Here is a 12,447-nt window from a genome sequence, read left to right on the forward strand (position 1 = left end):
GAAGCCGCTAAAAGCTTCTTCTATGCTAAACCTAAACGTTCAAAGATCAGATCAACATTTTTCAGATGGTAATTGTAATCAAAGCAGTCAGCAATTTTTTCTGGAGAAAGACGTGACGTGATTTTCTCTTCCGCTTCAACAAGTTCGCGGAACGGCACTTGTTTTTCCCACGCTTCCATTGCTTTCGGCTGAACAGTATCATAGGCTTCTTCACGTGTAAGGCCTGTGTCAATCAAAGCAAGCAGCACACGCTGAGAATAGATAAGGCCGAGAGTGCGGTCCATGTTGCGCTTCATGTTTTCCGGGAAGACCGTTAAGTTCTTCACGATGTTGGAGAAGCGGTTCAGCATGTAGTTCAGCGCAATTGTCGCATCCGGAAGAATAATCCGTTCTGCTGAAGAATGAGAAATATCGCGCTCATGCCATAATGGAACATTTTCGTAAGCTGTCATCATGTAGCCGCGGATCACGCGCGCCATGCCTGTCATGTTTTCAGAGCCAATCGGATTTCGTTTATGCGGCATTGCAGATGAACCCTTTTGCCCTTTCGCGAAAAATTCCTCAACTTCACGTGTTTCACTCTTTTGCAGTCCGCGGATTTCCACAGCGAATTTCTCGATGCTTGTCGCGATCAAAGCAAGTGTTGCCATATAGTCAGCATGGCGGTCACGCTGAAGGGTTTGAGTGGAAATCGGTGCTGCTTTCAATCCGAGCTTCTCACAGACATATTGTTCAACAAATGGATCAATGTTCGCATATGTGCCGACAGCGCCGGAAATCTTTCCAACCTCGATGCCTGCTTTCGCTTGTTTGAAGCGCTCAAGATTACGTTTCATTTCTTCATGCCAAAGCGCAAGTTTTAAGCCGAAAGTTGTAGGCTCAGCGTGTACGCCGTGCGTGCGCCCCATCATGACTGTGTATTTATGTTCTTTCGCTTTTTCTTTAATAATGTCAACAAATCTCTCAAGATCCTTGAGCAAAATATCGTTTGCCTGTTTTAATAAGTAGGAAAGAGCCGTATCAACAACGTCAGTTGACGTTAATCCGTAGTGCACCCATTTTCTTTCTTCGCCCAGTGATTCGGAAACGGCGCGCGTAAAAGCGACAACGTCATGGCGCGTGTCCTTTTCGATTTCTAAAATGCGGTTGATGTCAAATGATGCGTTCTCACGCATAACTTTTACATCTTCTTTCGGAATGACGCCAAGCTCCGCCCACGCTTCACAGGCAAGAATCTCTACCTCCAGCCATGCTTGAAATCTGTTTTCATCCGTCCAAATCGCGGACATTTCAGGTCTTGAATAACGTTCGATCATTCTGCTTGTCCTCCGTCTCTATTCATCCATTTATTTGTGATCTCCTGAATCCATTCGTCTTCAGGCTGCTTCATAAATGTAATATGCCCCATTTTGCGGCCTTTTTTGATTTCATGTTTTCCGTATATATATAGCTTTGCCTCTTTTAAAAGCTCCGGGTCTTCCTCAACAAGCTTCACTTCATCGCCGAGAAGATTCACCATCATGCCCGGCTTCAGCAAATCTGTCTTCCCAAGCGGAAGCCCGCATACCGCTCTGATATGCTGCTCAAACTGGCTCGTCTCGCAAAGGTCCAGCGTATAATGCCCAGAATTGTGCGGTCTTGGCGCCAGTTCATTGACCAAAAGCTCTCCGTCCTCTGTCAGGAACATCTCAACTGCAAGCGGTCCAACAAGGTTAAGCTCATCTGCAAGCTTAACCGCGAGATCAGCAGCCTTCTGCTGAATCCCTTTCTCTACCCGTGCGGGCACGATGCTTTGGAAAAGAATATTGTTGTGGTGAATGTTTTCAGCTGTCGGAAACGTTGAAATTTCACCGTTTACCGATCTGACGACGATCACCGACAGTTCCATTTTAAAAGAAACCCAGCTTTCAAGAATGCAAGTTCCGTGTTCTAACAGAGCGGCTGCCTGCTCCATTTGCGCCTCTTCTTTTATCACAAATTGGCCTTTGCCGTCGTACCCGCCGCGGCATGTCTTCAGAACTGCGGGTAACCCGAGCTCTTGTACCGCCTGTTTCAATTCATTCTTTGTTTTGACGATGCTGTACGGTGCGACTTCACAGCCCGCGGATTGAATTGCTTTTTTCTCTGTTTCACGGTTTTGGGTAATGAGCAGCAGCTCACTTCCTTGCGGGAGATACGCATGATCTTTCAGCCAATGCAGCGCATCATAGTCGATGTTTTCAAACTCATATGTGATGATATCGCTGATTTCAGCCAATTTTCGAATCGCTTCACGGTCATTATAATGAGCGGTAATTTCGACATCCGCAACCTGCCCGCACGGCGAATCTTTCACCGGATCAACGACCGCGACTTTATACCCCATTTGTTTGGCGGACACAGCCATCATTTTCCCAAGCTGGCCGCCGCCGATAATGCCGATTACAGCTCCCGGATAGATGATTTGTTTAGACAAGCTGATCACTGCTTTCTAACACTGTCTGTTTTGTATTTTCTCTTCTCTCATCCAGCTTACGGGCAAGGTCTTCGTCAAATGCTGACAAAATTTGCGCCGCTAACAGGCCTGCGTTCACAGCACCCGCTTTGCCGATGGATGTTGTCGCAACAGGCACGCCTCCAGGCATTTGGACGATGGAAAGAAGTGAATCCATTCCGTTCAGCGCCTTGGACTGAACCGGAACTCCAATGACTGGCAGTGTTGTTTTCGCAGCCGTCATCCCTGGCAGATGCGCCGCTCCTCCGGCACCGGCAATAATCACCTTGATGCCTCTTTCTCTAGCAGTTTCAGCATATTCAAACATGAAATCAGGCGTCCGGTGAGCGGAAACGACCTTTTTTTCGTACGGAACATTGAGTTCGTCAAGTATGTCGCATGCGTGTTTCATTGTCTCCCAATCGGAAGTGCTTCCCATGATGATTCCTACTAGCGGCTGCATTCTGTTCCCCACCTTCTAATGCTTTTGTTTTCAGAAAATAAAAAATACCCGCTCTGCATTGCACTTATGAGGAAGCAATACAAACCGGGCATGGTACATGTATCGTCAGTCGTTCGCTTCTGCGATATATCCATGTCAGTTTTATCGATCACTTTCCTGCATAGTCCGGCAATTTACGGTTGCCGGGTAGAAACTTATGGGCCATATTCCCAAGATTATATGAGGTCGTGTTTTGATTTCATGTTTATCTTAACAACGGACATGGATAATGTCAACGATATTATCGAACGATACAAAAATTCATTCTACTAATGTTCGTGTTTTAGATCAATTTCCCTTCAAATACGATTTTTTTCCCGCACGGAACGATCTGAATTGACCCATTTTCCTTTTTTTCCATAAAAATAGGCTCTTCCATTCGCCTTACAGGCAGATATCCTTCTTCTTTCATTTGCTGAAGCACCGCATCAATCGTTTGCTGCTCTGTCACTTCAAACTTTTTCTTCTTCGGCTTTGCCATTATTCTTTAATTCTCCTCTTCTTCACCGCTTTGACCCAGAAGCCGCCGTGGATTGTTTTTGGTTCGTACGCAATAATAAAGGCTTTTGAATCAAGTGTTTTAATCGTATCATATAGCTGGAGTTCATATCTTCTCGGCGTCAGGATCTGAAGGGCTGTGCGGTCGCCTTCAAGCCCGCCTGCCACCCAATTTGTCACGCCGTAGCCTTTTTCACGGAGCTGCTTCGGAAGATCAAGATCGAGCTCCTTCGTAATCACATTGACCATAATATAGCCAAGCGCCAATTTTTCTTCTATTTTCATGCCGACAATTACGCCAAGACCGTAACCGAGCGCGTACGCGATCACATTTTGAATCTGGTCTAAGTTATCGAGCACCAGACTCAGCCCCGTCACATAAACCAGTATTTCAATCGTACTGATGCCGGCCGCTAAATAACGCTGTCCTTTCAGCGTTAAAATCATTCTTATCGTAAAAAATGACACATAGACAATATTAATAATGAGAATTATGAGAACCATGGCTATCCCATTTGATAAGATGGTTTGCATCATTTTATTCATCCCCCTACTCTTCAGCTTGCACAAAGCATTCATATTCTACTAGAGAAATGAGCCGTTTACAATCAGCTTCGCCCGTAAGCTTAAGCAAAATATTTCGACATGCTTTTATGCGTTGAACAGTAGTAGTTTACCCTCTTTCTCGCCTTTTCAAAATCAAAACAAAAAAGCCCGCTTTTCAGCAGACTCACCTTTTTATATCTATTGTCAGATCTCTTTTTTCATTTTCTGAAGGGACTTGTATTCTTTCTCAAGCTCACTCAGCGTGTAGTCAGCAAGCTGTTCCCCTCTTCCTTGATAAAATTCCGAGAGCAGTAATTTGGTTTTTAAAAATTGCTTCTTTTGATTAATTGCTCGGCGAAGCACTTCAGCCATGTCCATCATCCTCCTTAAACATAAAGGTTTTTGCGCTGGACGTTTTCAGCATTTTCCCCATCATACACGGGTTAATCCTACAAATCAACTATGTTTTTTAGATATATTTGTAAAAAGTGTGACATAAAAAAACCGGCTAGGATTAGCCGGTTTTTTCATTAAAGCGGAATCAGCGACGCCGTAAAATATTCAGAAATAAACGGCCAAGTCACTGCCGTAAACAGCAGCGCTATCGCAACCACTGCAAATACACAATAGATATAATCAATTGGTGCATCTTGTGCCGCCTGGTACACACGCTGTACATACAGCGCGATGATAAAAAAGATGGAAAACAAGATCAGCACCGTAAACAGTACTGTCAGCATTGGGATATTCACGATCGCAAAGATCAGCCAAAGGATTGAAACAGCAATTACCGGTACAAGCAATGAACCCAATACGGCAGCCGCTTCTCTGAACGTCACCTTCTGCTTCATCATATAGCGGGAGACAGCCCATATAGCAAAGACCATTACCGCGAAAAATATCAGCAAATACACAAGAACAACTAAAAACCCGTCATAGAAAGCATGATGGCGTTCTCCGAAACCGAGCGGCCGATTCCAGCTTGCCTTTAACTGAAACCAATTCCCAATTGAAAAAATGATACTGAATATAAGCATTGAAATCAGACCGTACTTATAATGAGAAAAACCATCCGTTACGACAGTTTTCGCCGGTGATTTTAAAATCGAGAACGCAAAACCGCAATATCTGTTGATGGCTGCCCAAACAGACGCAAGCTTGTCTTTAACAGTTGATTCACCGCGTTCCTGGCGCGGTTTCTGTTTTTGTTTTTGCTTCTGCTTGCTTTGCCGGCTCGCCTTTCTGGACATTCTCGATAGCGGTTCTTCATCTGCATCTATTCTTTCACTCTGGTTAATTTCTTCTTCAAACGTTTCTTTTCTTTCTTCCGTCATGTCAGCAACTCCTATCAAAAAAATACGGCGGAATACCATTCAGCAAGAAAATAAAACACTTATATAAGGTACCGAAGCCTCCCTGAACAGTCAAGTCATTTCCATTTAAGTAAAGCATGGCGGCACATCTACATGACGGTATATCGTATGAAATGGTTTTATCTTTTGCAACAAAAAAACCAGCTGCCGGTGCAGCTGGTTTTTCAATTCTTATTTTAAGAAGATAAAGTACAGGATAAATACGAGAAACAGCCCGTACATGATTGGATGAACCTCTTTTGCTTTTCCTTTGCACACCATTGTAATCGGATAGAAAATAAATCCGATGGCAATACCAGTCGCTATGCTGTACGTTAACGGCATCATGATCATGGTAAGGAAAGCAGGAACGGCCACTTCGAACTTATCCCAAGCGATTTTGCCAAGCGGCGCCACCATCAATGCACCAACAATAATAAGCGCCGGCGCTGTTACATTTGACGTAACGACTGATAGGAGCGGAGAGAAAAACGTAGCCAGTAAAAAGAGAATCCCTGTTACAATTGCGGCAAATCCTGAACGGGCACCCGCAGCGACACCTGAGCTTGATTCCACGTAAGAAGTTGTTGTAGACGTACCAAGCACGGCACCGATCACAATAGAAGATGAATCAGCTAAAAGCGCACGGCCCGCACGCGGCAATTTGTTTTCCTTCATTAAACCAGCTTGTGTTGCCACAGCAACAAGTGTACCAGCTGTATCAAAAAATCCGACAAACAAGAATGTTAAAATAACGATCAGCATTTGTACGGAGAAAATATCCGGGAGGTGAATCCACGCTTGTCCGAAAGTCGGCGCAAGGCTCGGCACACTGCCGACAATTTGAGTCGGAACCGGAACCAAACCGAAAATCATGCCGGCAACCGCTGTTAACAGCATCCCGATAAACACGCCTGCGTTCACGCGAAGCACCATTAAAATAACCGTGACAATCACACCGAAAATCGTTAACAGCACAGGACCGCTGTGAATGTTTCCGATCGTGACGAGCGTAGAAGGATTTGCAGTAATGATTCCTGAGCCTTGCAAACCAACGAATGTAATAAACAGGCCGATCCCCGCACCGACTGCCAATTTCAGCTCAGGCGGAATGGCGTTGATGATTTTTTCACGAAAACCTGTTAAAGAAAGAGCAACGAAAATAAGGCCTGAAATAAAAACACCAGACAAAGCTGCCTGCCATGAAATACCCATACCAAGGACAACAGAAAACGCAAAAAACGCGTTCAGCCCCATACCCGGCGCGATGGCAATCGGATATCTCGCTATTAATCCCATTAAGATACAGCCTGCTGCAGACGCCAGCGCTGTCGCCGTAAAGACCGCACCCTGGTCAATTCTCAGTGCCTCCGGAAAATCTTTCACGCTGTCCAAAGCAAGCGTAATCGGATTGACGAACAATATATATGCCATAGATAAAAAAGTCGTTAATCCGCCAATGATTTCATTGCGATAGCTGGTGCCCAGCTCATCAAACTGAAAATACTTTTTCAAGCTATTTGACTCCCTTCACTCTTTGCTATTTATTCTGTCCTGAAATCGCCAAATAAAAAACGCCCCAATAATTTTGGGACGCTTGACTACAGACGGATTTCAGTTCGAATAAATAAACGTGTTTTATTTATATCAAACGAAAGAAATGTTTACGTAGTCAAGCCATTTACGGTAGCTTGGTAGAGACTTGCGAGCCATATTCCCGCGATTATACGAATTCATCTTATTTGATTTCTGTGTCTATTGTACCAACTTCATTTTGAATTGACAATATAAACAACGAACATTACTTATTAAAAAAATTGGTTTATTCGTCTATTGACTAAATTGGTAACAATGATAAAAACCGTATGTATGGCAACATACGGCTTTTCAACTTATGATTATTTTTTTTCGGTAGGCTGACTCACCTGATGCACTGGTACAGTAAACGAGAATGGCTTTAGTTGAATCAGGTCATTTAAAACGCCGTTATATAGCCGTTAATAATCAAACTATAAATACTTAAATTGCTTGTAAAAAGTATCAACTTGAGGGATATTACTTACTGAGTTGAAGTCGTATTTAATAAATTAGAAAAAGAAGCAGAACCAACATCTTTTTAACCATTAAATAATTCAGCTTAAACTAAGACTTTTCATCCATGTGCATGCCTATTTTAAACTCTTCTTTTATTAAGACTTCACATAATAACTTAAATATCTTTTCAATCTCAGCTATAAAAATGTAGCATGCTTTATCATCTAAAATAATTCCTTTTTTATTCTCAGATAAACTTACACCCTTATCAAATAAGTTACTTATTACATTTAAAATTTTTCCATCTGTTACTCCTCCCCAAGTAACATATCCTCTTTTATGAGCTATACAATTTCTTACTTTTCGATAATTAGAAAATTCTTTTTTAAAATTATTAGGAATCTTAAATTTCAAGACGTCTTCTATGCCTCTGAAATATTTGTCAATTATTGGTATATTGCCATTTTCTTTTATCTTAACATCTTTTTTCAAACGATAATTACAAGTTTCGAAAAACCTGAAAAGAACATCTTCCAAAAGACTATATAAGCTTAGAAATACAGAATTCTTCAATAAATGAGGGTATCTCATATCAATACGGTGTGCATACTCATAGTTATCAGATAGTAAAAAATTAAATGCGTCTAAATCTTTTTCAAGCATGTCATTCTTAATTTTCTCTACACTTAGTTCCATATCATCTAAATAGCTTTTAAAATCTTGTAATTCTAAACCAATCAACAAATAATATAATTCTTCAGGTTGATAAACATCATAAGCTTTTGTCAGTATCAAGCCATTTTCCTTAATATTAATTCCAAATCGAGTATAAACCCTCTCCATAAGTTTTTCTGGTCTCCATTCCAAAGAAAATAACGTTACTTCCATATATCACCTTATCATGAAGCCAGAATCGAGGACAACATCCTCATACTAAAATGTTTGCCTAATTGGTATTTAACTTATACCGTTTCCAAATAGGCTATACTCATGAATCCGTCATTTTGATGAATCCTGTAGTCCTTATTAAATACAATAAAAAAACTCCCTTATACTTAGTTATTGAAACTAAATAAAAGAGAGTTTAAATAGTTATAATTTAACGATTAATGTGATTTATTATTCCCACTCAATCGTCGCAGGCGGCTTACTTGTAATATCGTACACCACGCGGTTAATGTGCTTCACTTCGTTTACGATACGTGTCGAAATGACTTCAAGCACATCCCACGGGATACGCGCCCAGTCAGATGTCATGCCGTCGATTGATGTAACGGCGCGGATTCCGATTGTGTAATCATATGTTCTTGCGTCACCCATAACACCAACGCTGCGGATGTCAGGAAGAACAGTGAAGTATTGCCAGATATCACGCTCTAAGCCGTGATTTGCAATTTCTTCACGCAAGATTGCATCTGATTCACGAACGATTTCTAGTTTTTCTTCTGTTACTTCGCCAAGAACGCGGATTCCGAGTCCCGGTCCTGGGAACGGCTGACGCCATACGATTTCATCCGGAATGCCGAGCTCTGTGCCAAGCGCGCGCACTTCGTCTTTGAAGAGCGTATTTAATGGCTCGATCAGCTCAAACTGCATGTCTTCAGGAAGTCCGCCGACATTGTGGTGAGATTTGATCGTTTGTGCCGTTGCTGTACCGCTCTCGATGATATCTGTGTAAAGCGTACCTTGTGCAAGGTAGTCGATGCCTTTGAGCTTGTCCGCTTCATCATCGAATACGTAAATGAATTCATTACCGATGATTTTGCGTTTTTGCTCAGGATCAGAAACGCCTTTTAGTTTGTTTAAGAATCGATCTTTTGCGTCTACTTTAATCACATTCATGTTAAAGCCTTCGCTGAATGTTTTCATAACACCCTCAGCTTCGCCTTTCCGGAGAAGACCATGGTCTACAAAGATACAAGTCAGCTGGTCGCCGATCGCTTTATGAATCAAAACAGCAACAACAGAGGAATCAACGCCGCCGCTTAGCGCGCAAAGAACCTGTTTGTCTCCGACCGTTTCACGGATTTTTTGCATTTCGATTTCGATAAAGTTCTCCATTGACCATTCGCCTTCGCATTCGCAAACACCGAATACAAAGTTTTTCAGAAGATCATTGCCGTATTCAGAGTGGCGCACTTCCGGGTGGAACTGAACGCCATACCATTTTTTGTCCGCTTTGCTCATTGCTGAGTTCGGGCAGTGATGGCTTGTCGCGTCAACAGTGAAGCCTTCAGGAACTTCTACAACCAAATCGCCGTGGCTCATCCAAACCACTTGTTCATTCGGAAGATCTCTGAACAAATCAGGTGTGCCTTCGATGCGGATGTTTGCTTTTCCGTATTCACGCTGGCTTGCCGCTTCAACTTTACCGCCAAGGTAATGAGTCATCAGCTGCATGCCGTAGCAAATTCCCAAAACAGGAATATCAAGCTCGAAGATTTTCTCGTCACAGCGGAAAGAGTTTTCATCATACACACTGTTTGGACCGCCGGATAAAATAATTCCTTTTGGATTCATTTTTTTAATTTCTTCAGCCGTCAATGTATGTGGATGCAGCTCGCTGTAAACACCGAATTCACGGATACGGCGTGTAATCAGCTGGTTATACTGACTGCCGAAATCAAGGACAAGAATCATTTCATTCACTAACTTTGTCATGGTTGTCACCTAATCTCCTCTAAGTTTTTTGACACAGAAAAAAACGAGGACAGATATGAAGCTCGCTCCGCCCTCTTTGGCAAGGCCGTTTGCCGGAGTCAGGCCAACTCGCTCCCAGACTCCGATAATATTCACTAATTCTAACAACACGTTGATAAGCGGTCAAGACCATCTTCTTTTAATTAAATTTTCCCATAACTCTCTCGAATCATTCCATAGCGCCGAAGAATCTTCATTTCTGTAAAGCGCCCTTTCATAGCTTAATGTCAGCTTTGACATGTCTTCTATGTCGTATTTTTCATCAATTCGTTTTGCATAATCACGCAGCGTTTCACTGCCTCGTTTCGGCAGCCCTTTTCTCTTCAGTTGTTTCAGAAGCGCGTCATATGCCTCAAAAAACGCGTGCTGATCGTTGCGCCGCTTCAATTTCCTCACGGTGAAAACAGGAATCCATAACGAGCGGAAAACATACAGCAATACAGCTGCCACCAAGAGGACTGCAAGAACCGCAAGCGCTGCATACAAGCCCGCACCGGCATTAGTATGCGAAGCGGACGGCTTTTTAGAAACAGCTGGCTCCCGCTTTTCCTTTTGTTTTTCCTCTTTTTGCGGCTGTTTTTTCTCTTCTTTCTGTTTCTCTTTTGCTTTCTTCGGCGAGCTGCTTTTATCGCTGCCGGAGTCCTTTGTGTCAGAAGAAGTAAATTCAGCCGGATTTGTAAACCCTTTAGTCGGCTCAAATGTAACCCAGCCCTGTTCCGGGAAATACACCTCTACCCAGGAATGGGCATTGTTATTTGTCACTTCGTAGATGCTGCCATTTTTGTTTCCTGCTTCTTTGTATTCGCCGGACGTATAACCCTTTACCCAGCGGGCCGGAATGCCGGCCGAGCGCAAGAGCACCACCATGGCGGAAGAAAAGTTATCACAATAACCCATTTTCGTTTCAAAGAGAAATTGATCGACATAATCTTCATCATTCTTAGGAATGGTCACGTTTTCTGTTTCATATGTGAACGCATTTGACCCTAAATAGTCCTCAACCGCTTTCACCTTATCAAACATATTGTCGTGATCCTGAGTCAGTTTGATCGCAAGGGTTCTCACCCGCTCTGGCAGTGAATCTGGAAGCTGCATGTAGCGATCGCTGAATGTGTACTCCTCACTGTTTTTTCTCACTTTTACCTTTCTCAGTTCATCCAGCTTATAGACCGGGGAATTGTACGTTACTGTATAATTCCCCATATTTCTGATTTCACCGGCTTGTTCACTGATCGGAGAAATTTGCTCCGTGTTGCCGTTCATTTCAAGTGAGACAGCCTGCTTTGGCTGAATGGTTTCCGCACCAATCGGATACATCAGATGGTTATACCCGTAGTGCTTATCGACTTTTACACGGACGGTACGGCTCTCTGTCGCAACCTTATGGTCAAACCACAAATTTTCAACTTTTCCATTGCTAAGCTGATACGACATGCCTGTGTCTGTTTCAATCCAGCCTTTTCCGGTATACGTGTCCTTCGTTTCCACACGGAAATACGTACGCTCTTTTCCCTGCCATGTAAAAACAGGTGTAGCATCCTGCTGGAACGGGCCGCCGAGTGATTCATCATGATTCCCGTATCCGATTTTGCTTTCCCCTGCAGACACGCGGTCTTGATGAGTGATTTTTTTAAGAAAAGGCACCGGATCAGGCCAGGCCGGCTCTGATTTTGGAGCGGCGAGTCCGAATACCGTTGCAGCCAAAACCAATACAGATAAAGGAAGAAACCATTTCAGGACAGATGTTTTTGGCAGTGTGATTCTTTCCATCAGCTTAATGCGTTCCAAGTATAAAAGGCCCAGCATAAAGAAGCCGATCAGCACGATACGGATGACGGCAAAAGTGGCATCATATGGCGTAAAGGTATCAAGAATCGTAATATACGCTACTGTCATCAAAAAGAAAAACAAAATTCTTCTCTGGTAAATCACCCAATAATGCAGGAGATAGACCAGCAGCCACAGCAGCACAAAAAACAGCAGGGTCCGAAATGAAGGAATCATGTCATTCCATTGCCCAGATTGAATCAGCGTGATATTCAGATAGACATCCTGCAAAAAAGAGCTGACCCAGCTCAAGTCGAATATAGATCCTTGATAAAACAGGATGTGTATCGAGATCAATGTAAATATGACACAAAAAGGAACGGTGACAAACCACCTCATCCTGAAAAAAGTCAGCAGAAACGTCAAACCGATAAAGACACTAAAAAAGCCTGTATGTTTCGTTTCAGTAAAACTGTCAAGCGGCCTGAGCCACTCCCACAGCAATAAAAAAGCCAGAAAATAAAATAACAGCAAGCTCAAACGGCTTCCCTTGTGATCATCGTGCGGCATGTGAA

General features: G+C 43.0%; 11 protein-coding genes and 2 riboswitches. All 11 genes read right to left on the minus strand.

The window, feature by feature from the left end; genetic code table 11:
• Positions 1 to 20 precede the first annotated feature (20 nt).
• The 11 genes from purB to PUN35_RS11280 all read right to left on the minus strand — a co-directional run bounded on the left by purB (position 21) and on the right by PUN35_RS11280 (position 12,442).
• The gene (gene purB / locus PUN35_RS11230; protein ID WP_003233955.1) at positions 21 to 1,316 is read right to left on the minus strand and encodes an adenylosuccinate lyase; all 1,296 of its coding nucleotides are present in this window, start codon (positions 1,314 to 1,316) and stop codon (positions 21 to 23) included.
• Positions 1,313 to 2,455, minus strand: a complete 1,143-nt coding sequence (gene purK / locus PUN35_RS11235) for a 5-(carboxyamino)imidazole ribonucleotide synthase (RefSeq protein ID WP_014479059.1) — start codon at positions 2,453 to 2,455, stop codon at positions 1,313 to 1,315. The genes purB and purK overlap by 4 nt, the downstream gene beginning before the upstream one ends.
• A complete protein-coding gene (purE, locus tag PUN35_RS11240; protein ID WP_003244134.1) occupies positions 2,448 to 2,936 on the minus strand; it encodes a 5-(carboxyamino)imidazole ribonucleotide mutase in 489 nt (162 codons plus the stop codon). Before purE ends, purK begins: the two co-directional genes overlap by 8 nt.
• A 141-nt stretch (positions 2,937 to 3,077) precedes the next feature.
• Positions 3,078 to 3,179, minus strand: a riboswitch (purine riboswitch).
• A 79-nt stretch (positions 3,180 to 3,258) separates the two neighbouring features.
• Entirely contained in the window at positions 3,259 to 3,456 is a 198-nt protein-coding gene (locus tag PUN35_RS11245; RefSeq protein WP_003219403.1) for an NETI motif-containing protein, read from the minus strand.
• Positions 3,456 to 4,010, minus strand: coding sequence for a DUF2179 domain-containing protein (locus PUN35_RS11250; RefSeq protein WP_009966729.1), 555 nt, complete (start codon positions 4,008 to 4,010; stop codon positions 3,456 to 3,458). The genes PUN35_RS11245 and PUN35_RS11250 overlap by 1 nt, the downstream gene beginning before the upstream one ends.
• Positions 4,011 to 4,223: 213 nt before the next feature.
• Entirely contained in the window at positions 4,224 to 4,391 is a 168-nt protein-coding gene (locus tag PUN35_RS11255; protein ID WP_014479058.1) for a Fur-regulated basic protein FbpA, read from the minus strand.
• A gap of 158 nt (positions 4,392 to 4,549) precedes the next feature.
• The gene (locus PUN35_RS11260) at positions 4,550 to 5,353 is read right to left on the minus strand and encodes a hypothetical protein (protein ID WP_014479057.1); all 804 of its coding nucleotides are present in this window, start codon (positions 5,351 to 5,353) and stop codon (positions 4,550 to 4,552) included.
• 210 nt (positions 5,354 to 5,563) lie between these two features.
• Positions 5,564 to 6,886, minus strand: coding sequence for a hypoxanthine/guanine permease PbuG (gene pbuG / locus PUN35_RS11265; RefSeq protein ID WP_014479056.1), 1,323 nt, complete (start codon positions 6,884 to 6,886; stop codon positions 5,564 to 5,566).
• Positions 6,887 to 7,020: 134 nt separating this feature from the next.
• Positions 7,021 to 7,122: riboswitch (purine riboswitch) on the minus strand.
• A 391-nt stretch (positions 7,123 to 7,513) separates the two neighbouring features.
• Positions 7,514 to 8,293 (minus strand): hypothetical protein, encoded by a 780-nt coding sequence (locus PUN35_RS11270; RefSeq protein WP_014479055.1) that lies wholly within the window; start codon positions 8,291 to 8,293, stop codon positions 7,514 to 7,516.
• Between the two features lie 231 nt (positions 8,294 to 8,524).
• Positions 8,525 to 10,066: a glutamine-hydrolyzing GMP synthase gene (guaA, locus tag PUN35_RS11275; RefSeq protein ID WP_003244399.1), complete on the minus strand. Its 1,542-nt coding sequence runs from the start codon at positions 10,064 to 10,066 to the stop codon at positions 8,525 to 8,527.
• 162 nt (positions 10,067 to 10,228) lie between these two features.
• Positions 10,229 to 12,442 carry a transglutaminase TgpA family protein gene (locus tag PUN35_RS11280; protein WP_014479053.1) on the minus strand — a complete coding sequence of 738 codons (2,214 nt, stop codon included), beginning with the start codon at positions 12,440 to 12,442 and terminating at the stop codon, positions 10,229 to 10,231.
• Between the last annotated feature and the right edge of the window lie 5 nt (positions 12,443 to 12,447).

The sequence above is a fragment of the Bacillus sp. N3378-2at genome (assembly GCF_033412715.1).
GTDB classification, from domain to species: Bacteria; Bacillota; Bacilli; order Bacillales; family Bacillaceae; genus Bacillus; species Bacillus subtilis.

Bases quoted from the DNA above. Each gene is read 5' to 3' on its own strand.
- PUN35_RS11270 (WP_014479055.1), bottom strand. From the start codon at position 8,293: ATGGAAGTAACGTTATTTTCTTTGGAATGGAGACCAGAAAAACTTATG.
- PUN35_RS11245 (WP_003219403.1), bottom strand. From the start codon at position 3,456: ATGGCAAAGCCGAAGAAGAAAAAGTTTGAAGTGACAGAGCAGCAAACG.
- PUN35_RS11250 (WP_009966729.1), bottom strand. From the start codon at position 4,010: ATGATGCAAACCATCTTATCAAATGGGATAGCCATGGTTCTCATAATT.
- purE (WP_003244134.1), bottom strand. From the start codon at position 2,936: ATGCAGCCGCTAGTAGGAATCATCATGGGAAGCACTTCCGATTGGGAG.
- purB (WP_003233955.1), bottom strand. From the start codon at position 1,316: ATGATCGAACGTTATTCAAGACCTGAAATGTCCGCGATTTGGACGGAT.
- PUN35_RS11280 (WP_014479053.1), bottom strand. From the start codon at position 12,442: ATGCCGCACGATGATCACAAGGGAAGCCGTTTGAGCTTGCTGTTATTT.
- PUN35_RS11255 (WP_014479058.1), bottom strand. From the start codon at position 4,391: ATGGCTGAAGTGCTTCGCCGAGCAATTAATCAAAAGAAGCAATTTTTA.
- PUN35_RS11260 (WP_014479057.1), bottom strand. From the start codon at position 5,353: ATGACGGAAGAAAGAAAAGAAACGTTTGAAGAAGAAATTAACCAGAGT.
- guaA (WP_003244399.1), bottom strand. From the start codon at position 10,066: ATGACAAAGTTAGTGAATGAAATGATTCTTGTCCTTGATTTCGGCAGT.